This window comes from Streptomyces sp. NPDC006450 (genome assembly GCF_040612195.1).
Taxonomy (GTDB): domain Bacteria; phylum Actinomycetota; class Actinomycetes; order Streptomycetales; family Streptomycetaceae; genus Streptomyces.
Map to the genome: position 1 here is coordinate 1 of NZ_JBEXPT010000032.1, position 21,183 is coordinate 21,183.

The window sequence follows — 21,183 nt, forward strand, 5'->3', positions numbered from 1 at the left end:
GCGGCGCCGCGCGCCGCCGGCCCCCCCCCCCCCCCCCCCGCGGGCGCCCCCCACGCCCGTTTCCGTACGCGAGGACGCCCGCCGTGCCGCTATTCGAGGCTCGGCGCGATCCGGGACGGGCCGGCCGACGGATCGGACAGCAGCTTGTCGTGGAGCTGCCGGCCCTCGTCCGTGAGCTGCTGCGGGCCGCTGTGCGGGGGCACGCCCGACACGCTCGCGCCGGGGGCGCGCGGAGGCTCGTACTCGGTCGGCGCGGTCACCCAGGTGTAGGCCGTCGCTGCAGCAATGGCCGCCGTCACTCCGATCACGGCCCGCGTCCACAGCCGGGTGCGGTGCTCGCCGGTCATCCGTACGACGGCTGCCGGGCGCGGCTCCAGCGGGAGGGCCGGTCTCAGCGCGCCGAGCCGCTCGCGCAGCACCGCGGACTGCTTCGCGGGCGCTACGCCGTCCAGTTCGGGGAGCTGGTCGGCGAGGTCGGCGTGCGCGTTGACGAGCCGGCATCCGGCGGTCGGCGTGGACGCCTCGGTCTCGGCGGCGGTGTCGGGGAGGTCCAGCCCGACGCCGTCGTAGAGCAGCACGGTGCGGCGGTGGGCGGGGGGCAGTCCGAGCATCGCGTCCAGCAGGAGGCGGTCCGCGGGGTCGGCCGGGGGCTCGTCGGGGTGCCGGTGGGAACGCCGGAACCGGTGCCAGGGGGAGAGCGCGTACTCGTACGTCGCCGCGCGCACCCACCCGACCGGATCGGGATCGGTGGCGACCTCGGGCCAGCGCTCCCAGGCCTGCTGGAAGGCGTGCTCCACGGCCTCACAGGCGAGGGCGTGGCGGCCGGTGAGGAGGTAGGCCTGGCGGGCCAGCGCGGGGGCGGTGCGCTCGTAGAGGGCGTCGAAGGCGGAGATCGCCGTCACCGTCGGGCCGGCGCATACGTCGGGGTCGTCCTGGGAGGCCCCTTCGTCGAGGTCGGCCTGGGAGGCCCCTTCGGGGGCGGTACGGGCCTGCGCGGCCGGGCCGTCCGCCGCGCCGGCGTCTCCCCCGGGAGCCACCGGGCCGGCGTCCTTCCCGGCCGGCGCGGAGTCCGGAGCGGAGGCCTTGCCGGCGGTCTTCCCGGCGGCTCTCGCGGTGGCCGGTGCGGGGTCCGAACCGGAGCCGGGCTCGGAGCCGGGCTCGGTGCCCGGCTCGGAGTCAGAACCGTATCCCGGTCCGGTGGTGCTCGTTCGGGTGGCAGTTTCGGAGCCACGTCCGGCGGGGTTCCCCGTGCCCGGCGCGGTACTCGGCGCGGCCGCCACGGGGCGCGCCTCGGAGTCCGCCCCGGCGCCTGAGCCGGTGTCAGGGGCCGTGCCCGTCCCGGTGCCCGGGGGGAGGGGGCCGCCGGGTCGGAGGGCCGCGAAGCCGCCTCCGCCGTGGCCGCCGCCCCCCGGGGTGGCTCCGGCCTTGACCGTGGACTTGGACTCGTGCCGGGGCATCGCGACGTTCGGCTTCGCGGCGCGCTTGACGGCGGCCCTGGGCCGGGTCTGCGACCCGGTGGGCCGGGTGAGTCCGCGCATCAGGCGCAGCCCGAACCGGCCCTCGGGGGCGTCAGCGTCTGACGCGGCGTCTGTGTCGGCGGAGAGGGAGCCGGTTGCCGCCTCGGGGTGCTCGGCGTCGTCGCCGTCGAGCGGTGTCCCGGACGCCGGGCTCGGGGCTGACGCCGCGTCCGCGTCCGCCCCGGCGGGGCCGGTTGCGGCGGTCGCCCCGGCCGTGGACCCGCCGACGGCGGTGGCACCGACGGCGGTCGCCCCGGCCTGCGGTGTGGCGGCGCCGTTGGCCCAGGCGGGGCGGGTGGGCCGGGTGGGCGTACCGGCGGCGGCGCCCGCCCCGGCGCTGTCGCTCCGGGCCTGCGCGGGGCCGGTCGAGGGGCCGCCGCCTCCGGGCCCGTCGGCCCGGTCCGGGCGCGCCGCGGCGGCGGACCCCGCGGCCGGGCCGTGCGGGGAAGCCGATCCGTCGGCCCGTGCGGTGGGGCCCGAGGGGGCGGAGGCGGGGGACTCGCTTGCGGACAGCCTGCTCAGGAGCTTGGAGTAGGCCTCCAGCTTGCGGCCCCGGGGGTGGGTGCGGCCGGTCTCCCAGGAGCGGACCGTGTTCGACGTGACGCCCACTGCCGCCGCGACCTCATCGTGCGTCAGGTCGGCCGCTTCGCGCAGGCGTCGGCGTTCCTTCGGGGTGGGGAGGCCCAGCTCCGTGACGCTTTGTGTCATGCCACACTCCCCGCGACCCGGACGCCCTGAGCGAAAAAGTACATAAACGTATATTGAGCGACACCACGGTCATTCGCCTGTTACCCGCCCATAGCGCGTGTCGTTGGCACCATGGCGGGGTGACCCAAGTGACCGAACGCGGGACCTCGTTGCCCATGCCCCCCAGGGCCCCCGCACGGCGCCGTTCACCGGCGGCCGCCGCGTGTGTCGTGGGTGGCGCCGTCGCCGCAGTGCTGGGGCTCGGTTTCCTCGCCGTGCTCGTCATCGTGCTGTGGATCAGCTCCCCCTACCCCGACAGCGGCCCCGGCGGCGCCCTGCACCTCGCCGCGGGCCTCTGGCTGCTCGCCCACGGGACCGACCTCGTCCGCTACGAGACCCTCTCCGGGGTGCCCGCCCCCGTCGGCCTGACCCCGTTGCTGCTCGTGGCCCTGCCCGCGCTGCTCATCCGGCGCGCCGCCCGGCTCGGCAGCGCCGCGCAGGTGGACCGGGGCGCGGAGCCGCTGCCCGCGGGCGTGGTGTTCTCCGCCGTGCTCTGCGGCTACCTCGGGGTCGGCGCCCTGGCCGTCGTGTACGCCGCCGCCGGGCCGATGCCCGCCGACCCGCTCAGCGCGGCCCGGCACCTCCCGGTCGTCGCCGCCCTCGCCGCCGCCGGCGGGGTCTGGGAGTCCCGGGGGAGGCCGCTCGGGCAGCTGCCCGGCCGGCTCACCCGGCCCCGTTACGCCCTCGCGCTGCGGGCCGGCGCGGGCGGGGTACTGGTGCTCCTCGGCGGCGGCGCCCTGCTGGTCGGGGCCTCGCTGGCCTGGCACGGGGCGGAGGTGCGGGGCTCCTTCGGGGCGCTGACCGGGGACTGGTCGGGCCGCTTCGCGGTGCTGCTGCTCGCCCTCCTGCTGATCCCGAACGCCGTCGTCTGGGGCGCGGCCTACGCCCTCGGTCCCGGCTTCGCGCTGGGCGGTGAAGCCCGGTGGCGGGGAAGCCTGGTGGCGGGGAAGCCTGGTGGCGGCGCCTCCCCCCTCAGCCCGCCTGAGCGGTGGCGCCCCGATCGCCCAGGCGCAGGTCGGCGGAGGCCATCGCGGAGGCCTCCCGCTCGTCAGCGGTCGGCGACAGGGCGACGAACGCGGAGGTGATGAAGAGGTAGGAGCCGAGGCCGACGGCGAGCGGGAAGATGAACTGCATGGCGGTGGCGCCCGGCAGGGCCGCGTCCGAAGGGGTGACCTCGACGGCCACGGCGAGCATGCCGGTGTAGTGCATGCTGCTGACGGCGCCGCCCATGACGAGCGAGGCGACGGCGACGGCGGCCGGGGACTTGATGTTGAGGGCCGCCCACAGGGCGGCCGTGGCCGCGACGACCGCGATGGCGATCGAGAGCCCGACCGTGAGCGGATCGTAGGAGACCGAGCCGTGCAGGCGCAGGGCCGCCATGCCGAGGTAGTGCATGCTGGCGACGCCGAGGCCGGTGGTCAGGCCGCCGAGGACGAGGGCCCGGCCGCGGTCCTTCCCGTAGCCGACGGCGAAGACTCCCGCGCCGACGACGAGCATCGCGACGAGGAGGCTGAGGATGGTCAGCGGCACGTTGTAGCGGATCTCGGTCCCGGTGACGTGGAAACCGAGCATGGCGACGAAGTGCATCGTCCAGATCCCGGTGCCGATGGCCGAGGCCGCCGCGAGGAGCCAGTTGCGGCGGGAGGCTCCGGTCGTCGCGGCGAGCGCGCGAACGGTGCAGCGCAGGCCGAGGGCGGCGCCGATCGAAGCCATCACGTATGACAGCGCGGGGGTAAGCCAGCCATAGGCGGCGTGGTCCAGGTGTCCCATGGCCACGGAAGCTAGTCCGGGTGAGGGAGCGAACACGGGCCGCATTTCGAAAGCCACTGGAACTGCTGGAATATGACAGAGATACGTTCATCTGCGATCACACCGCGTACCACCTTGCACACGTTCCGCAGGCATGTGCCGGTGCCCCGGTGGGGGATCATGGGCACATGAGCGAAGACCGCACACAGGATCACACCCAGGACCGGCCTCAGGACCCCGCTCGGGAGCGGCCCCGGGACCAGACGAGGGACCGCGGCCACGTCCAGGCGTTCTTCGGGGCGCGCGCGGCCGGCTGGGACCGCAAGTTCCCCGGGGACGAGCCCGCCTTCGCGACGGCCGTGGGCGAGTTCGGCCTACGTCCCGGGGACCGGGTGCTCGACGCGGGCTGCGGCACCGGGCGGGCCCTGACCGCGCTGCGCGCGGCCGTCGGCCCGTCGGGAACGGTGCTCGGCGCCGACGTCACCCCGCAGATGCTGATCGCCGCGCACGAGGCCGGTCGGGACGCGGAGGGCGCCCTGCTCCTGGCGGACGTGGCCCGGCTGCCGCTGCGTGACGGGGTGCTGGACGCCGTGTTCGCCGCGGGTCTCGTCGCCCATCTGCCCGATCCGGGAGACAACTTGCGCGAGCTCGCCCGCGTGGTCCGCCCGGGCGGCCGGCTCGCGCTGTTCCACCCCATCGGCAGGGCGGCCCTCGCGGCGCGCCACGGCCGCGAGCTCACCCCGGACGACATGCGCGCCGAGCACAACCTCGGCCCGCTCCTGGCCGGTTCGGGCTGGCAGCTGACCTCGTACGCCGACGAGGACACCCGCTTCCTCGCGCTGGCGGTCCGCACCCCCTGACCAACGAACCTTCTACGTCGGCCAGTTGCCCGGCGCCGGATCCGCGGAGGCACCCCGGCTGCCGGCATCGCGGACGTGCGGGCCGGACCGGCGCGCGGGCCCGCACACACCCGGTGCGGCCGCGCCGGCGTGCGACGCGCTCCCCCGGGGCACGCCGTCGGTGGCGCCGAACCGATTTCGGCGGCGGGCGGTCGACCCTCCGCGCAGGTGGCGGGCTCGGAAATCGCCTCCCGCCAGCTCTCGACGCGGTGGTTACTCGCTGGTTAGGGTGCGCCGACGAGAGAACGACCGGGAGGCCACGTGTCCGAAGAGGAGGACGGCGGTTCGCTGTACGTGCTGACTGCCGTGCTGCTGACCCCCGCGCAGTTCCCGAGCATCCTGGGTGACGACTACCCCGAGGCCTGCTCGCTGCTGGGCGTGCCGCCGGCGGCCGCCGGGTACGGCCTGGTGCTGGGGCAGGACGAGGAGGGGGCGCGCTGGACGGTCGTGGTCGACGACGTCTCGCTCGTGGCCATGGCCATCGCCTCGTGGGACTGCGGTATGGAGTACGACCTGTCCCCCGACGAACGGTCCATCGTGATCTCGCTGGCGGGCTGGCCCCTGGCGCTCGCGGTGGCCACGGGCGGGATCCCCGATCCGCACGACCCCGAGCAGGGCGCGGACGGCACGGGACGGGTGCCGCTGGCCCCGCCGTCGGCGGAGGTCTGGGGGCCGGTGCAGCGGCGGATGGGAGCCGACCAGATCGCCCGGGAGTGGGCCGACTGGAGCGAGCGCGCGGCCACCGACGGCGGGGCCGCGGCCACCGCCCACCCCGGCCTGGCGCGGGCCCTGGAGGAAGCCCTGGGGTACACGCAGAGCCCGCCGCCGCCCGGCAGGGTGCGGTCGTCCTACGCGGGCGACGAGGCGCGGACGCTGCGCGTCGACGGACCGGGCTGGTCGCTGGTGGCCCGCACCGGCGGGGCGGCCTTCGTCCTGCTGGACGAGGAGCCGAGCGAGGTGCTGGCCGTACCGCACGAGGCGCACGGGAATCTCCCGGAGCTGTCGGAGCTGCTCGCGGGGCTGGACCGGGTCGCTGTGCGGCCGGCCTGAGCGGGGCCGGGGTGGGGTGCGCGTGCGCGGTACGTGCGAGATCTGAGACGGGTGTGAAGGGGGAGGACGCACTGATGGATCCGGTGGTGGTGGTTCCGGTGGGCGTGGTGGTCGGTGGCCGCTCGGCGGTCGTCGACGACGACTGGGGGCGGGAGACGGCGGTGATCCGCCTGGACCCGGAGCGGTTCGGTCCGCAAGCCCTGTACGGGCTGGAGGACTTCTCGCACGTCGAGGTGGTCTTCCACTTCGACCGGGTGCCGGAGGACAAGATCGAGACGGGGGCGCGACACCCCCGGGGCAATCAGGAGTGGCCGCTCGTGGGCATCTTCGCCCAGCGCGGCAAGAACCGCCCCAACCGGCTGGGCCTCTCGCGCTGTCGCGTCCTGAAGGTGGACCTGCGGGCGGCGGACGGTCCGGAGTTGCACGTGGAGGGGCTGGACGCGGTCGCGGGGACTCCGGTGCTCGACCTCAAGCCGTACATGACGGAGTTCGGCCCGCGCGGCGAGCACCGCCAGCCGGAGTGGGCGACGGAGCTGATGCGCGACTACTACTGAGTCGCGCGGGGTGGGGCGGGGCGCCGAGTGTAGGGTCCGGGATTCCGTGAGCACGTGCGGCAGGCCGCAACGGGGCTCGAGGAACGGGGCCGGGTGCGGCCCGAGCCGACAGGAGGACGGCATGAGCGTGGTGACCCGTCTGGTCACTTACACCGATCTGGACGTCGGCGCCACGAGCGCTCGGCAGTTGTCGGTGTCGGCACGGCTCGAGGCCGTGCTCGCGGACGGCCGCAGCGTGGTGCTGCTCGACGATCGCGGCTGGAGCAGTTCGGGCCCTGCGGACATCCGGGCGCTGAGCTCTGCCGAGGACATCGAGGAGACGGCCCGGACGGTGGTCGGGCCGGACGAGCCGTTCGACGGCATGACGCAGGAGCAGATGGCTGCCGGACACTGGGGCTACCTGGCCGATGTCCTCGGGCAGCAGGGGGTGGACGTGCCCGCGCACGAGCTGCGGCGGCTGCCCCATGACGTGGTGCTCAGCGAGCGCCTGCGCGCGTGGATCGGACCGGAGAGCGGCTGAGGGACCCGGCGCCGGTCGGTCGGCGCACTGATCGCCGACCGGTGCACGCCGGGCCTCGGGCCCGGCGGGTCAGACGCGGTCGAGGGGGACGTGCGGGGTCGGGGGGAGGGTGACCTCGATGGGATCGCCGGGGTGGATGGTGCCGCCCCGGTGGACCACGCCCATGATGCCGGCCTTGCGGAGCAGGTTGCCCTCCTCGTCGCGGCCCACCACCCGCTTGAGCAGCCCGTGCTGGAAGTTGTCGATCTGCAGGCACGGGTTGCGCAGCCCGGTCACCTCGACCACCGCATCCGCACCGAGACGCAGCAACGTACCGGTCGGCAGGGCGAGCAGGTCTATGCCCTCGGTGGTGACGTTCTCCCCGAGCTGGCCCGGCGCGACCTGGTGGCCGGCCTCGGCCACCTCCTCGAAGAGCTCCCGGTGGATCAGGTGCACCTGCCGCAGGTTCGGCTGCGTGGGGTCCTGGGCCACGCGGGAACGGTGCTTGACCGTGACCCCCGCGTGGACGTCTCCCTCGACCCCGAGCCCCTCGAGGAGCGTGATGCTCTCGCGCGTGGGCTTGGTGAACGAATAGACCCCGTTGCTGCTGACCGCCGCGACCTGTGCCACGCCCGCCGGGCTCGTCGTACTCATGGTCGTCCCCCCTGCCGCCGTCAGCGGCCGATCTGCTTCCTGGACATGCCCCGCAGCCTACGACGCTGGGAGGAGTCCAACAGCAGGTATGCGGCCACGGGAACTCCGATCAGGACCAGCAGGCCGGCCCAGAACCCGACCGCCCAGAACAGCACGATGGCTGCCACCACACCGGCAACCGCGATCTTTCCGCTCGTGGACATCTGCGGCACCCTCTTTCTCCGTCGGCCACTACCCCACACAACGCGCGTTCCGGCCCCCGCGTTCCCGCCCCCGCACGCGGGCTCGTTCAGGTCCGCTCGCACATTCAGGCTCGCGCGAGCGACCGGGGAAGTGACCCGGGTCACGGTGTCGCCACGGGGCGCGGCAGCCTCGGGTGGGTTACCCTCGGCCACCTCGTATTCGGTAGTCAAGTTTGAGGAATGTGTGCTCCCGACGATCTCCGGCCTCATCCCCTGCTCCGCCGTCTTCCTCCCCGCCGAACCGGCCCGCGACGGCCGGATCGCCTTCTGGCGGGCGGAACCGGCCGAGGGCCCGCACCTGGACGGCCAGGGCGCCGCCGAGCAGCTCACCATCGTCACGCCCGACCTGCGGCGCACCACCGTGACGGCCACCGTGCTACCCCTCGCTGAAGCCCTGCCCCTGCTGACCCGGGTCCGGGCCGCCGCATCGGCCGGCGCCGCGCCCTTCTGGGGCGCTGCCGCCCTGCTGGCCCTGCGCTTCGCCGCCCGCGGGCTGCTGCTGCCCGGACTGAGCCCCGCCGGCTACGACGCCTGGCGGCTCGGGCCGCTGGACGCCGCCGACCTGGAGGAGGTCCGGGAGCTGGCGGCGGCCATGCCGCCCGACGCGCACTGCGTACCGGCCGACCCCGGCGACAGCCTCGACAGCGCCGACAGCCGCGACGGCGACGACCGGGCCGGCACCGCTCCCGGCGCCCCGCTGCGGCTGCCCGCCCCGGAGCCGCTGCTGCGCGCCTTCCTCGACGCCGTCGCCGACACCCTGCCCCGCTCCCCCGCCGCACCCGCCGCCGCCGGCGGCCCCGCCTTCGCTGCCCGCCCGGCCCGGCTCCACCCCGAGCTGCGCGACTGGGCCGCGGAGGTGGCGGCCGGGCACGACGCCGGGGTGCGGGTCTCGCTCCGCATCGAGGTGGACCCGGACGCCGAACCCCCCGCCTTCCGCGCCGTCCTGCAGATGCACGGCCTCGCCGACGCCACCCTCGTCGCGGACGCCGCCGACGTCTGGGCCGGCTCCGGGCCCGCCGCGGCCGCCTTCCCGCCCCGCGCCCGCCTGGACGCGCTCCGCGCCCTGCGCCGCGCCGCCCGGCTGTGGCCGCCGCTCGCGCCGCTGCTCGGCGCGGCCGTACCCGACGCGGTGAACCTCGCCGACGAGGAGGTCGCGGAGCTGCTCGGGGAGGCCTCCGGCGCCCTGGCGGCCGACGGGGTACAGGTGCACTGGCCGCGCGGGCTCGCCCGTACGCTCACGGCGCGGGCCGTCGTGGGCCGGCCCGCCACCGGCTCCGCCCTGCCCGCCCTTCCCTCCCCTGCCGGTCCGCTCTCCGCCACCTCGGCGCACCCCGTCGGCTGGCGGTACGCCCTGGGCGGCCAGGGCGATCTGACCGCCGAGGAACTGGACCGGCTCGCCGAGGCGAAGCGGCCCCTGGTCCGGCTGCGCGACCAGTGGGTCCTGATCGATCCGGCCGCGGCCCGCCGGGCCCGGGCCCTCGCCCGCCAGAACCGCGAGGTGACGGCCGCCGACGCGCTGGCCGCCGTACTGACCGGCTCGGCGGAGCTCGACGGCACGCGGTACGACGTGGAGGCCACCGGTGCGCTGGAACGGCTCCGCACGCTCCTCACCACGGACCCCGAGCGTGCGGAACAGGAACAGGAACAGGAACCGGATCCCGCAGCCCCGGAGCCCCCGGCTCCCGGGCACGGCGCCCCGGAGCACGGCGCCCCGGAGCACGCCGCCGCGCAGGCCGACGTGCAGGCCCCGGCCGCCCTGCGCGCCGGCCTGCGCGACTACCAGCTCCGCGGCCTGCGCTGGCTCGCCCGCCTGACCGGGCTCGGCTTCGGAGCGTGCCTCGCCGACGACATGGGGCTGGGCAAGACCGTCACCCTGATCGCGCTCCACCTGCACCGCCAGGAGCAGGGGCACGAGGGCCCGACGCTGGTGGTCTGCCCTGCCTCGCTGATGGGCAACTGGCAGCGGGAGATCGAGAAGTTCGCCCCCGGCACGCCGGTGCGCCGCTTCCACGGCTCGGGCCGCGGCCTCGAAGAGCTGGGCGGCGGGTTCGTCCTCACCACCTACGGCACGATGCGCCTGGACGCGCCCAGGCTCGCCGCCGTGCGCTGGGGCATGGTCGTCGCGGACGAGGCCCAGCACGTCAAGAACCCGCGTTCCTCGACCGCCAGGGCCCTGCGCACGATCCCCTCGGACGCCCGCGTGGCCCTCACCGGCACCCCGGTCGAGAACAACCTGTCCGAGTTGTGGGCCGTCCTCGACTGGACCACACCCGGCCTGCTCGGCCGTCTCGGCACCTTCCGCACGCGCTACGCCGAGCCGGTCGAGAGCGGCCGGGACCCGCACGCGGCGGCCCGGCTGGGTGCGCTCGTCAGGCCGTTCCTGCTCCGCCGCAAGAAGTCCGACCCCGGAATCGCGCCCGAACTGCCGCCCAAGACCGAGACCGACCACGCCGTGTCCCTGACCCACGAACAGGCCGGGCTGTACGAGGCGGTCGTGCGCGAGACCCTCGCCGCGATCGCCGGGGCGGACGGGATGGAGCGCCGCGGACTCGTCGTGAAGCTGCTGACCTCGCTCAAGCAGATCTGCAACCACCCCGCGCAGTACACGAAGGAGCAGCACGGCTCGAAGGAGGCCGCAGGGGCGGCCTCCGGCAAGCTGGAACTCCTCGACGAGCTGCTCGACACGATCCTGGCCGAGGGCGGCTCGGTCCTGGTCTTCACGCAGTACGTGGCGATGGCCCGCATCATCGAACGCCATCTCGTCGCGCGCGGCATCGCGTCCCAACTGCTGCACGGAGGCACGCCCGTTCCGCGCCGCGAGGAACTCGTGGACCGCTTCCAGGCGGGCGAGGTGCCCGTGTTCCTGCTGTCCCTGAAGGCCGCGGGCACCGGCCTCAACCTCACCCGGGCCGGCCACGTCATCCACTACGACCGCTGGTGGAACCCGGCCGTCGAGGAACAGGCCACCGACCGCGCCTACCGCATCGGCCAGACCCAGCCCGTGCAGGTGCACCGCATCATCGCCGAAGGCACCGTCGAGGACCGGATCGCCGAACTCCTGCAACGCAAGCGGGCCCTGGCCGATGCCGTGCTCGCGGGCGGCGAGGCCGCACTGACCGAACTCAGCGACGCGGAGCTGGCCGAACTCGTCGCGCTCCGCCCGACCGGCTCCGGGGAGCGGCACGGATGAACGCGAAGGACCCGTACACGAGGGACCGGTACGCGAAGGACCCGTACGCGAAGGACCCGTACGAGAAGACCTTCCCGCCGCTCCCGCCCGCCCCCGGCCGCGGCTTCGCCCGCACCTGGTGGGGCCATGCCTGGCTGCGCGCCCTGGAGGACAGCGCGCTGGACGGGGCGCAGGTCAAGCAGGGCCGGCGGTACGCGCGTTCGGGCGCGGTCGGGGCCGTGTCCGTACGGCCGGGCGGGCTGACGGCCGTGGTGCGCGACCCGGACGGGACGGCGCACCGGACCGACGTGCTGGTGCAGGAGTTCACGGAGGCGGAATGGGACCGGCTGCTCGGGCTGGCGGCCGCCGAGTCCGGGCACATCGCGGCGCTGCTCGACCGGGAGGTACCGCCGGAGCTCGCGGAGGACGCGGCGGCGGCCGGGGTGGAGCTGCTGCCCGGGATCGGCGACCTCGACCCGCGCTGCGACTGCGGGGAGTGGGACCACTGCCCGCACACGGCGGCGCTCTGCTACCAGGTGGCGCGGCTGCTGGACCAGGACCCCTTCGTGCTGTTGCTGCTGCGCGGGCGCGCGGAGGCCGGTCTGGTGGCCGAGCTGGAGGAGCGCAGCACGGCGGAGGCGGAGGCTCCGCAGTCCACGGCCGACGTCGGCGTCCCCGCGTCCGAGGTCTACGCGGCGGCTGCCGCCCTGCCCCCGCTGCCCCCGCCCGCGCGGCTGCCGGACGCGCCGGGCCAGCCTCCGACGCTGGACACGGGGACGGGGTCGGAGCCGCCGGGCCTGGACGTGGACGGGGTGGAGTTCCTGGCGCAGGCGGCCGCGACGCAGGCGTTCCGGCTGCTGGCGGAAGCGCTCGCTCCGGCGCATGCGGAGCGCGCCCCGCAGCCCGGGCCCACGATCGCGCAGGATGCCGTACGGCTCACGGCGGAGGCCCACGACCTCCGGGTCCGCTCCCGCCTGTCGGCGGCTACCGACAGGGACCGGGCCGCCATGGACCGGGCCGTACTCGCCTGGGGCTTCGGCGGGGCACAGGCCGTCGCGGCACTGGAGGAGGACTGGTCCCCGGACCGGGCGTCGCTCGCCCGGGCGCGGGCCGCGCTGGCGTCGGCCTGGGCCGACGGGACGGACGCCGACGCCCCCACCCCGGTGCTGCGCCGGATCCGCGCCCGCTGGACGGAACCGGGCGGTGACCGCCAGCTCCGCCTGGGCCGCGAGGGCCGCTGGTGGCCGTACCGCCGCGCGGCGGAGCACTGGCTCCCGGCGGGCCCCTCGTCCACGGACCCGGCGGTGGCGCTGGCCGCGCTGGACCCTGAGGACCCGGAGGGCTAGGAGGGCTGGGCCGTCGCACCGGCGCGGACCGGCCGACCGCGTCCCGCACTGGCCGACGTACCGCTTGCCGGGGCGGCGGGCCGGTACGACGATGGGGCGCTCCGGGTACCAAGGCACCGCGAGAGGGCGACATGGACGATCCTTCGGTGGCTCTGCCGGGCGGGGCCGACCCCGCCGAGCGGACGCGGGAACTACGGCGGGCCCACGCGGCTTTCACCCGGGACGGGCGGGTCGAGGCCCCGGTGCGGGCGGTCATCGCGAGGTCCTGGCGCCGCTGCGCGCGGGCCCGGGTCAGCCCGGAGTGCGTGCCCCGGGTGGACCTGGCCGGGGCGGAACTGCGGGCGTACCGGGAGCAGCACCCGCTGGCCCGGGTGCTCCCGCTGTTCCGGGAGCTCGTGGGGGCCTTCGCCTCGGACGGGGCCCATCTGCTGGCGGTGTGCGACGCGCGGGGCAGCCTGCTCTGGGTGGAGGGCGAACCCGCCACGATGCGGCGCGCCGAGGGCCTCGGCTTCGTGCCCGGTGCCCGCTGGTCGGAGACGGCGATGGGCACCAACGCCCCCGGCACGGCGGTGGCGGTCGGGGAGCCGGTCCAGGTCTTCGGAGCCGAGCACTTCAGCCGTCGGGTGCACCCGTGGACCTGCGCGGCGGCTCCGGTCCGCGATCCGCGCACCGGAAGGCTGCTCGGCGCCGTCGACGTCACCGGGGGCGACTGGCTGGCCCATCCGCATTCCCTCGCCTTCGTGCGGGCGGTGGCGTGCGCGGCGGAGGCCCGGCTGGCACTGCTGGATCCGGCGCCCCTGCCACCCGGCGGCTCCCTCACCGCACTCGGCCGGGACGAGGCGCTGCTGAGCGGCCCGGGCGGCCGTGAGGTCCGGCTCGGACGGCGGCACAGCGAGATCATGGCGCTGCTCGCGCACCACCCGGAGGGGCTGTCGGGGGAAGAACTGGCGATCGCCCTGTACGAGGACGAGTCGGTGTCACCGGTGACCCTGCGCGCCGAAATGTCACGGCTGCGCGGCCTGTTGGGGTCCCGGGCCCCGCTCTCCCGCCCCTACCGCACGGCCGCGCCGCTGGAGGCCGATTTCACCGCCGTCACCCGCCACCTGGCCTCGGGCGCCGTCTCGGCGGCGCTGGCCCGCTACCCGGGCCCGCTGCTGCCCGCCTCCACGGCGCCCGGCATCGTCCGGCTCCGGCGACGCATCGAGGAGCAGGCGCGGGCCGCCGTGATCGCGCGGGCCGACCCTGGGCTGCTGACCGACTGGGTGTGCAGCCCTTGGGGCGCGGAGGACGCCGAAGTCTGGCGGGCCCTGGCGTCCGTACTGCCGGCTGCCGGACGGACGGCCGCGCTGGCCCGCGTACGGGCCCTCGACGCGGAACTCGGGGCGCCGTCTCGGGACGTGCCGGGCGACAGGCGGGGTCGCACCACTCCGGAGAGGCCCGCTTCGGAGAGTCCCGCACCGGAGGGGCCCACTCCGGCGAGGACCACTCCGGAGAGGGCCACACCGGCGGGGACCACCACCCCGCCACCACCCGCGGCCCGTTCACCGCGCGGCCGTGCAACGTCCCGGCAACCTGCCCGCCCCTAGCCTCACGGCGTGCACCGGCCGACGGCGGCCGGCGCCCGGCAAGGGGAGGTCCCTCCATGGCCCGTTACGCTGCGCCCGGTACCGAAGGCGCGCTCATGTCGTACGCGTCCCGCTACGGCCACTTCATCGGAGGCGAGTACGCCGAGCCCGCGCTCGGACGGTACTTCGCCAACCCCTCCCCCGTGACCGGCGAGACCTTCACCGAGGTCGCGCGGGGTACGGCCGAGGACGTCGAGCGCGCACTGGACGCGGCGCACGCCGCCGCGCCCGCGTGGGGACGCACCTCGATCACCGAGCGCTCCACGATCCTGCTGCGCATCGCGGACCGGATGGAGCAGCACCTGGAGGCGCTCGCGGTCGCGGAGACCTGGGAGAACGGCAAGCCGATCCGCGAGACCCTGGCCGCAGACATGCCGCTGGCCATCGACCAGTTCCGCTACTTCGCGGGCGCGCTGCGCGCCCAGGAGGGGTCCCTCAGCCAGATCGACGAAGACACGGTGGCCTATCACTTCCACGAGCCGCTGGGCGTGGTCGCCCAGATCATCCCGTGGAACTTCCCCATCCTGATGGCCGTGTGGAAACTGGCGCCGGCCCTGGCCGCGGGCAATACGGTGGTGCTGAAACCGGCCGAGCAGACCCCGGTGTCGGTGCACTACCTGATGAGCCTGATCGGCGACCTGCTGCCGCCGGGCGTGGTGAACATCGTCAACGGCTTCGGCGAGGAGGCGGGCAAGCCGCTCGCGTCCAGCCCGCGCGTGGCGAAGGTGGCCTTCACCGGGGAGACCGCGACCGGGCGGCTGATCCTGCAGTACGCGGCGGAGCACCTGAAGCCGGTCACGCTGGAGTTGGGCGGCAAGAGCCCCAACCTCTTCTTCGACGACATCTGGACCGCCGACGACGACCTGCGGGACAAGGCCCTCGAAGGCTTCACGATGTTCGCCCTCAACCAGGGCGAGGTGTGCACCAGCCCCTCCCGCGCCCTGATCGAGCGCGGCCGTTACGGCGACTTCCTCGACGCGGCCGTGGCCCGCACCGAACTGATCGTGCCGGGGCACCCGTTGGACACGGACACCATGATCGGCGCGCAGGCCTCGGCGGAACAGCTGAAGAAGGTCCTCTCCTACGTGGAGATAGGCCAGCAGGAGGGCGCGAAGGTCCTCACCGGCGGCGGGCGCATCGACCACGGCGGCGAACTGGCGGGCGGGTTCTACGTCCAGCCGACCATCTTCGAGGGCGACAACCGCATGCGGATCTTCCAGGAGGAGATCTTCGGCCCGGTGGTGTCGGTGTCCTCGTTCCAGGACTTCGACGACGCCGTACGCATCGCGAACGACACGGCGTACGGCCTCGGCGCCGGCGTCTGGACCCGCGACATCAACACGGCCTACCGCGCGGGCCGCGCGATCCAGGCGGGCCGGGTCTGGACGAACTGCTACCACGCCTACCCCGCCCACGCCGCTTTCGGAGGGACGAAGCAGTCCGGCATCGGCCGGGAGACGCACAAGATGATGCTGGAGCACTACCAGTGGACGAAGAACCTCCTGGTGTCGTACTCGCCGAAGAAGCTCGGATTCTTCTAGAGCCTCAGACCGGGTGCCTGGAGCGGCCATTGCGCTTCAGGCACCCCTTCGCCTCGGATGCCTCTTGACATCGGACGACTACTCTTCGTGGAAATCGACCTCTATCCGGCGGTTGTCCCGGTCCTCGGGGTGGGGGGCGACGGCGGTATGCCGAGCCCTAGGGACGTTCGAAGGCCTGGAGCACACCACCGAGCGAGAAGCACAGCGCACCGCACAACGTCCCCCAGTTGGCGATGCCGGTGTTGATCAGGCTCTGGGTGGTGGGCCGGGTGAAGGCGGCCAGTGCAGCGACCATGAAGAGCACCGACCCGAACTGGTTCACCGCGACCACCCACCAGCCGAGGCTGCGCGAGCGGATGCACGGCCGGGAGCGATGGCAGATCTCGACGAACCCGAGATGACCCGAGATCAGGAAGAGCACGCACCCGATCACGTCGGGAGTCCAGATCAGCCGGTTGGTCTGCTGGACGGTGAGCCCTTGCAGGAAGGAGTCCAGCAGGTTGACTCCGAACACAAGCGTCCCGGCGAACAGCACGAACGTGCTGAGCCAGTCCACACGCGCCGGCTCGTATCCCCACCACCGCCAGCGGACCGATGCCAGTGGGCCGCCCCCTTGGGAGTGGCGAGGCGCGTTCAGTACCTGCAAGAGCGAGGTGTAGCCCCCGATGGAGAAGAACAGCCCGCCCGCGAAGTAGATCGAGGCGCTCTCAAGCGGGTCGCCCGAGCCGAACTGGGCTACCCCGGCTCCGAGAGCGAAGAGTACTCCGCCGAGGAAGAACGCACCCGAGGCGAGGGAGTTGAGCCTCCGAAGCCGGTCGAGGGCCTCGGCATCGGCATTCGGGGACATGGCGACCGTGCCCCCGGGGGCGCGGACGGACAGCGCCCCGCGCTTGCGCGCGAGCCGCGACTCCCACACCACCGTCCCCCCTTCGGGGCGGTTCCAGGTGAGCCGGGTGGTGAACGGTCCCGCGCCTTCGGCGCGGTGCTCAGGCGGTTCCACGACACGAGCCTAGTTCCGGCTCCTCCGCCGCGCGGACAGTGAAACGTGGAGGTTGTCCCGCCTCCCCCGAGTGACCGGTGTCCCCGTCTGTCAGGTGTGCGGCACGACAGCCACAGGACAGGAGGCGTGGTGGATGACAGCGTACCGACATGCGCCGGGGGGCGACGGGGGGCAGATTGGAGATATCCGACGCGCCGGACGGAGACGCCCCGGCGGGCAGACGACACGGAGGAGCCTGTCAGGTCATGGCACGCGAGGATGCGACAGGTGACCCGCAGCGGCTGGTTCTCGTCGTCGGCGTCGCCGGGTCGGGCAAATCGACGGTGGGGCATCTTCTCGCCGAGCGGCTGGGGTGGACGTACCAGGACGCGGACGCGTTCCACTCCGAGGCCGACCGCGCCAAGATGGCCGCCGGCCATGCCCTCACGGACAGCGACCGGGAGCCGTGGCTCGCCGCGATCGCGGCGTGGATGGACCAGGTGACCGAGGCCGGTGAGCGGGCCGTCGTGGCCTGCTCGGCGCTCCGGCGTGCCTACCGGGACAAGCTGCTGGCGGGGCGTCCCGACGCTGTTCTGGTGTACCTGCACGGCTCGGGCGAGCTGCTGGCGTCCCGGCTGGCCTCGCGGCACGGTCATTTCTTCCCCGCGGCCCTGCTCGACAGCCAGCTCGCGGTCCTCCAGGAGCCGGAGCCCGATGAGCACCCGCTGGTGGTGGGGATCGACCAGTCCCCGGAGGCCGTCGTCACGGCCGTGCTGTCGCTGATGCGCGGGCGATCCGATGCCGGGGTCCCGGTGGACGGAACGGACACGGAGCGGCCCGTCCACGCCCTCGTGAGCGAGCGTTCCTCCGCGGCCTCCAGCCCCACGGGCGGGTCGTGGCGGTTGGTCCGGGGGGTGCAGAGCGTGGAAGTGGTCCAGTTGGGCGGCGGCCTGCGCGCCTACGAGGTGAACGGCCGCCCCCTGCTCGACGGTTTCTCCACGGGGGACGCCGTCACGGGCGGGCGCGGGCAACTGCTCGTCCCCTGGCCGAACCGCGTGGGCGACGGACGCTACCGCTTCGACGGCAGGGATCTGCGACTCCCCCTGAACGAGGTGGAGAAGGGCAACGCGATCCACGGACTGCTCCGCTGGACGCTGTGGGAGCCGCTCGCCCGCACCGACGACTCGGTGACGCTGGGCACGACGCTCTGTCCCCAGCCCGGATACCCGTTCCTCCTCGATGTCCGTGTCGAGTACCGGCTGGGGCCGGACGGGCTCAGGACGGCGGTCCGGGCCACCAACACCGGTACTGATCCCGCGCCTTACGGTGCGGGCCAGCATCCCTATCTCACGGTCGGTACCGATCGCGTCGACAGCGCCGTGCTGACCGTTCCCGCCCGGAACCTGCTGCGTACCGACGACAGGGGGCTGCCGATCGGCCAGGAGCCCGTCGACGGCACCCCGTACGACTTCCGCACCGCCCGCCCCATCGGTGACCTGCGGCTGGACACCGCCTTCACCGGACTCGACCGTGATCCCGACGGGCGGGCGATCGTACGACTGGCACACCCCTCCGGACAGCGAGGCGTCGATCTCTGGCTGGGCGAGGGCACCCACTGGGTGCAGGTGTACACGGGCGACACCCTGGCCGAACCCGAACGGCGGAGACGGGGAGTCGCCGTGGAGGCGATGTCCTGCCCACCCGACGCCTTCCGCAGCGGCACGGACCTCATCGTCCTGCAGCCGGGCGCGACCCACGTGCTCCGCTGGGGGCTGAGCCCCTGGGGCTACTCGTGACACCGTCCGCGGGTCCGTCGGGGGCGAGCACCATGACCGCGCACGATTTCCGGGCGCTCTACGAGCGGCTCCGGAGCCAGGCGGCGCCGCCGGCGGTGGACGGCCGGTGTGGCGCGCTCCGCCGTCTGACACCTGAGAGGGTGGCAGCGGCCGCGGCGGAAGTCCGCCTCGGACGTACGGTGTCGCTGGCGGCTCCGATCGAGACCGTACCGGGACCTGACGACCCCGAGCCCGCGGTGCACCGCATGACCGGACCGAGCCCGCGCGATCCCGGCTCGGACGCGCTCCACTTCGCCACCGACCGCTTCGCCATGAACGTGCACGGCGACGCGGACAGCCATCTCGACGCCCTCTGTCATGTGGTGTTCGACGGGGAGCTCTACGGCGGGGTACCCGCGAGCACCGTGACCGGCGAAGGGGCCGGTCGGCTCTCCGTCGACCTGCTCGGGAACGGCATCGTCGGCCGCGGTGTCCTGCTGGACATCCCGCGGCTGCGTGGCGTGCCCTGGCTGGAACCGGGCGACGTCGTGACCTCGGGCGACCTGACGGCCGCCGAGGCCGCGCAGGGGGTCCGTGTCGGACCGGGCGACCTGCTGTTCGTCAGGGTGGGGCATCGTCTTCGGCGCACCGAACTCGGGCCGTGGGATTCCGCCGCGGCACGGGTGGGTCTGCACCCGACCGCCGTGGAGTTCCTGGCCGGGCGCGAGGTCTCCGTTCTGGGCGGAGACGGCAACAACGACACCGCGCCCAGCGTGGTGGAGAACGTCGCCTTCCCCGTGCACGTCCTGGCCATCCACGCCATGGGGGTCCACCTCATGGACTACCTGCGGTTCGAGGACCTCGTCCCGGTATGCGCCCAGGCCGGGCGCTGGAGCTTCCTGTGTGTGGTGGCCCCCCTCCGGCTGACCGGAGCCACGGGGTCGCCCGTGAACCCCGTGGCGGTGCTGTGAAGCGGGCCCGTGCCGGGGAGCCCCCCTCCGGTCGCCGTCCGCGAGAAGCGCGGCTACGTTCGGGAGCGGGGCCGGTGGACCCACGCCCAGCGGGGTACCAGGTGCCTGACACCAGGTCGGGGCCGTGATTCCAAGGACGGTGGTCGCCATGGGCGACGCCCCTCACTACGACGTCATCATCATCGGCACCGGAGCCGGCGGAGGCAGTCTCGCCCATCGGCTCGCCCCGTCCGGCAAGCGCGTCCTCCTCGTCGAACGCGGCGGCTATCTTCCGCGTGAGCGGGACAACTGGGACTCGACGGCCGTGTTCGTCAGGGGCAAGTACCGTGCGCCGGAATTCTGGCTGGACAGGAACGGCGACGAGTTCCCGCCCGAGGTCAACTACTACGTGGGCGGCAACACCAAGTTCTACGGGGCCGCCCTCTTCCGGCTGCGTCCGGAGGACTTCGCCGAGATCCGTCATCACGGCGGCATCTCCCCCGCATGGCCGATCCGGTACGAGGATCTGGAGCCGTACTACACACAGGCCGAGCACCTCTACCTCGTCCACGGACGGCACGGAGAGGACCCCGGCGAGGGCCCGGTGAGCGCGCAGTACGCCCATCCACCGGTGGAGCACGAGCCGCGCATCCAGCAGCTGAGCGACGATCTGGAAAAGCATGGCCTGCACCCGTTCCACCTGCCGATCGGCGTCAATCTGAGCCAGGAGAACGGGTGGCGGGCCGGCCACTCCAGCGTCTGCATCCGGTGCAACCGGGTCGACGGCTTCCCGTGCCTGGTGCGCGGCAAGTCCGACGCCGAGGTGATCTGCGTGGGACCGGCCCTGGAGCACCCCAACGTCGAGATGGTCACGAACACTCATGTGGTCCGTCTGGAGACGGACGATCTGGGACGCAGGGTCAGCGCGGTCGTCGGCCGGCTGGCGGACGGTTCGGAGGTCCGGTACACGGCGGACATCGTGGTTGTCTCCTGCGGGGCGGTCAACTCAGCGGCGCTGCTGCTGGCCTCGGCGAACGATCACCACCCCCGTGGCCTCGCCAACAGCTCGGACGTGGTCGGCCGGTTCTACATGCGGCACAACAACCTCGCTCTGATGGCTGTGTCGAAGGAACCCAATGACACCCAGTTCCAGAAGACCCTCGCCCTCAACGACTGGTACCTCGGCGCGGACGACTGGGACTTCCCGCTGGGCGGCATCCAGATGCTGGGCAAGTCGGACGCCGAACAGATCCACGGCGAGGCCCCCCGATGGGCCGGTGCGGTGACCCCCGACATGCCGTTCGAGGTGTTGGCGCATCACGCCGTCGACTTCTGGCTGTGCGGTGAGGATCTCCCCCTGCCGGACAACCGGGTCACCCTCGACGGCGACGCCCGTATCCGTCTCGCTCTCGACGAGAAGAACAACATCGAAGGCTTGAAGCGGTTGAGGCACAAACTGCAGGGGATGCTGGGCAGCCTCGGCATGCACGAGCACCACCTGCTGTCCCACAGCATCTACCTACACAAGGGCATGCCGATCGGTGCGACCGCGCACCAGGCGGGCACGGTCCGATTCGGCACCGACCCCGCCGCTTCCGCGCTGGACGTCGACTGCAAGGCCCACGACCTCGACAACCTGTACGTGGTCGACACGAGCTTCTTCCCGAGCATCGGGGCGGTCAATCCGTCCTTGACGGCCATCGCCAATGCCCTGCGGGTCGGTGACCACCTACTGGCCCGGCTGGGTTGAGACCGGCGGCCGGTCGCTGACCCGTCCGGAGGAAGATGCTGGCGCCAACGGACCAATAGCGGCTCGGGGGAAATGCCGCCCACCTCATCGAGTGATTGCGTGAGAGGCGCGGCGACCCCGGACCCCGGGCTCGGCGC

Annotated in this window: 17 protein-coding genes; 12 read left to right on the top strand and 5 right to left on the bottom strand. The window is 73.9% G+C overall.

The features are described from left to right. Positions 1 to 89 precede the first annotated feature (89 nt). Entirely contained in the window at positions 90 to 2,225 is a 2,136-nt protein-coding gene (locus ABZY57_RS13130; protein ID WP_356511222.1) for a helix-turn-helix domain-containing protein, read from the bottom strand. Between the two features lie 119 nt (positions 2,226 to 2,344). Between ABZY57_RS13130 and ABZY57_RS13135 the strand changes: the two genes are divergently transcribed. Then, positions 2,345 to 3,349 (top strand): DUF6350 family protein, encoded by a 1,005-nt coding sequence (locus ABZY57_RS13135; RefSeq protein ID WP_356511224.1) that lies wholly within the window; start codon positions 2,345 to 2,347, stop codon positions 3,347 to 3,349. Here ABZY57_RS13135 and ABZY57_RS13140 read toward each other — a convergent pair. Next, positions 3,237 to 4,034: an MHYT domain-containing protein gene (locus ABZY57_RS13140; RefSeq protein ID WP_356511226.1), complete on the bottom strand. Its 798-nt coding sequence runs from the start codon at positions 4,032 to 4,034 to the stop codon at positions 3,237 to 3,239. The genes ABZY57_RS13135 and ABZY57_RS13140 overlap by 113 nt on opposite strands. Before the next feature lie 167 nt (positions 4,035 to 4,201). On the opposite strand from ABZY57_RS13140, the gene ABZY57_RS13145 reads away from it, so the two are divergent. From ABZY57_RS13145 to ABZY57_RS13160, 4 genes are all read left to right on the top strand, one after another. Then, entirely contained in the window at positions 4,202 to 4,873 is a 672-nt protein-coding gene (locus ABZY57_RS13145) for a methyltransferase domain-containing protein (RefSeq protein ID WP_356511228.1), read from the top strand. Positions 4,874 to 5,173: 300 nt separating this feature from the next. Further along, complete coding sequence (locus tag ABZY57_RS13150) at positions 5,174 to 5,962, top strand: hypothetical protein (RefSeq protein ID WP_356511230.1); 789 nt, start codon at positions 5,174 to 5,176, stop codon at positions 5,960 to 5,962. Positions 5,963 to 6,036: 74 nt separating this feature from the next. Then, on the top strand, positions 6,037 to 6,516 hold the full coding sequence (locus ABZY57_RS13155; RefSeq protein ID WP_356511232.1) for an SAM-dependent methyltransferase: 480 nt from the start codon (positions 6,037 to 6,039) through the stop codon (positions 6,514 to 6,516). A 121-nt stretch (positions 6,517 to 6,637) separates the two neighbouring features. Next, positions 6,638 to 7,036: a hypothetical protein gene (locus ABZY57_RS13160; protein WP_356511234.1), complete on the top strand. Its 399-nt coding sequence runs from the start codon at positions 6,638 to 6,640 to the stop codon at positions 7,034 to 7,036. 69 nt (positions 7,037 to 7,105) lie between these two features. Here the strand turns inward: ABZY57_RS13160 and ABZY57_RS13165 are convergent, their stop codons facing one another. Beyond that, complete coding sequence (locus tag ABZY57_RS13165; RefSeq protein ID WP_356511236.1) at positions 7,106 to 7,669, bottom strand: MOSC domain-containing protein; 564 nt, start codon at positions 7,667 to 7,669, stop codon at positions 7,106 to 7,108. 20 nt (positions 7,670 to 7,689) lie between these two features. Next, a complete protein-coding gene (locus ABZY57_RS13170; protein WP_356511238.1) occupies positions 7,690 to 7,872 on the bottom strand; it encodes a hypothetical protein in 183 nt (60 codons plus the stop codon). A 223-nt stretch (positions 7,873 to 8,095) separates the two neighbouring features. Here ABZY57_RS13170 and ABZY57_RS13175 point away from each other — a divergent pair, with 223 nt between their 5' ends. The 4 genes from ABZY57_RS13175 to ABZY57_RS13190 all read left to right on the top strand — a co-directional run bounded on the left by ABZY57_RS13175 (position 8,096) and on the right by ABZY57_RS13190 (position 15,592). Then, entirely contained in the window at positions 8,096 to 11,101 is a 3,006-nt protein-coding gene (locus ABZY57_RS13175; RefSeq protein ID WP_356511240.1) for a DEAD/DEAH box helicase, read from the top strand. Beyond that, on the top strand, positions 11,098 to 12,426 hold the full coding sequence (locus tag ABZY57_RS13180) for an SWF or SNF family helicase (protein WP_356511242.1): 1,329 nt from the start codon (positions 11,098 to 11,100) through the stop codon (positions 12,424 to 12,426). The genes ABZY57_RS13175 and ABZY57_RS13180 overlap by 4 nt, the downstream gene beginning before the upstream one ends. Positions 12,427 to 12,557: 131 nt before the next feature. Then, positions 12,558 to 14,012, top strand: coding sequence for a transcriptional regulator (locus ABZY57_RS13185; RefSeq protein WP_356511244.1), 1,455 nt, complete (start codon positions 12,558 to 12,560; stop codon positions 14,010 to 14,012). A gap of 56 nt (positions 14,013 to 14,068) precedes the next feature. Then, entirely contained in the window at positions 14,069 to 15,592 is a 1,524-nt protein-coding gene (locus ABZY57_RS13190; protein WP_356511246.1) for an aldehyde dehydrogenase family protein, read from the top strand. A gap of 157 nt (positions 15,593 to 15,749) precedes the next feature. Here ABZY57_RS13190 and ABZY57_RS13195 read toward each other — a convergent pair whose 3' ends face one another. Beyond that, a complete protein-coding gene (locus ABZY57_RS13195) occupies positions 15,750 to 16,592 on the bottom strand; it encodes a hypothetical protein (RefSeq protein WP_356511248.1) in 843 nt (280 codons plus the stop codon). Positions 16,593 to 16,837: 245 nt separating this feature from the next. On the opposite strand from ABZY57_RS13195, the gene ABZY57_RS13200 reads away from it, so the two are divergent. The 3 genes from ABZY57_RS13200 (at position 16,838) to ABZY57_RS13210 (ending at position 21,046) form a co-directional block, all read left to right on the top strand. Then, complete coding sequence (locus ABZY57_RS13200) at positions 16,838 to 18,367, top strand: gluconokinase, GntK/IdnK-type (protein WP_356511250.1); 1,530 nt, start codon at positions 16,838 to 16,840, stop codon at positions 18,365 to 18,367. A 32-nt stretch (positions 18,368 to 18,399) separates the two neighbouring features. After that, the gene (locus tag ABZY57_RS13205) at positions 18,400 to 19,317 is read left to right on the top strand and encodes a cyclase family protein (RefSeq protein ID WP_356511253.1); all 918 of its coding nucleotides are present in this window, start codon (positions 18,400 to 18,402) and stop codon (positions 19,315 to 19,317) included. Positions 19,318 to 19,465: 148 nt separating this feature from the next. After that, the gene (locus ABZY57_RS13210) at positions 19,466 to 21,046 is read left to right on the top strand and encodes a GMC family oxidoreductase (RefSeq protein ID WP_356511255.1); all 1,581 of its coding nucleotides are present in this window, start codon (positions 19,466 to 19,468) and stop codon (positions 21,044 to 21,046) included. Positions 21,047 to 21,183: the final 137 nt, after the last annotated feature.

What these genes read in the sequence shown, in the direction of transcription:
- ABZY57_RS13130 (WP_356511222.1), bottom strand. Translation starts at nt 2,225, where the DNA reads ATGACACAAAGCGTCACGGAGCTGGGCCTCCCCACCCCGAAGGAACGC.
- ABZY57_RS13140 (WP_356511226.1), bottom strand. Translation starts at nt 4,034, where the DNA reads ATGGGACACCTGGACCACGCCGCCTATGGCTGGCTTACCCCCGCGCTG.
- ABZY57_RS13145 (WP_356511228.1), top strand. Translation starts at nt 4,202, where the DNA reads ATGAGCGAAGACCGCACACAGGATCACACCCAGGACCGGCCTCAGGAC.
- ABZY57_RS13155 (WP_356511232.1), top strand. Translation starts at nt 6,037, where the DNA reads ATGGATCCGGTGGTGGTGGTTCCGGTGGGCGTGGTGGTCGGTGGCCGC.
- ABZY57_RS13160 (WP_356511234.1), top strand. Translation starts at nt 6,638, where the DNA reads ATGAGCGTGGTGACCCGTCTGGTCACTTACACCGATCTGGACGTCGGC.
- ABZY57_RS13165 (WP_356511236.1), bottom strand. Translation starts at nt 7,669, where the DNA reads ATGAGTACGACGAGCCCGGCGGGCGTGGCACAGGTCGCGGCGGTCAGC.
- ABZY57_RS13170 (WP_356511238.1), bottom strand. Translation starts at nt 7,872, where the DNA reads ATGTCCACGAGCGGAAAGATCGCGGTTGCCGGTGTGGTGGCAGCCATC.
- ABZY57_RS13180 (WP_356511242.1), top strand. Translation starts at nt 11,098, where the DNA reads ATGAACGCGAAGGACCCGTACACGAGGGACCGGTACGCGAAGGACCCG.
- ABZY57_RS13185 (WP_356511244.1), top strand. Translation starts at nt 12,558, where the DNA reads ATGGACGATCCTTCGGTGGCTCTGCCGGGCGGGGCCGACCCCGCCGAG.
- ABZY57_RS13190 (WP_356511246.1), top strand. Translation starts at nt 14,069, where the DNA reads ATGGCCCGTTACGCTGCGCCCGGTACCGAAGGCGCGCTCATGTCGTAC.
- ABZY57_RS13200 (WP_356511250.1), top strand. Translation starts at nt 16,838, where the DNA reads ATGGCACGCGAGGATGCGACAGGTGACCCGCAGCGGCTGGTTCTCGTC.
- ABZY57_RS13205 (WP_356511253.1), top strand. Translation starts at nt 18,400, where the DNA reads ATGACCGCGCACGATTTCCGGGCGCTCTACGAGCGGCTCCGGAGCCAG.
- ABZY57_RS13210 (WP_356511255.1), top strand. Translation starts at nt 19,466, where the DNA reads ATGGGCGACGCCCCTCACTACGACGTCATCATCATCGGCACCGGAGCC.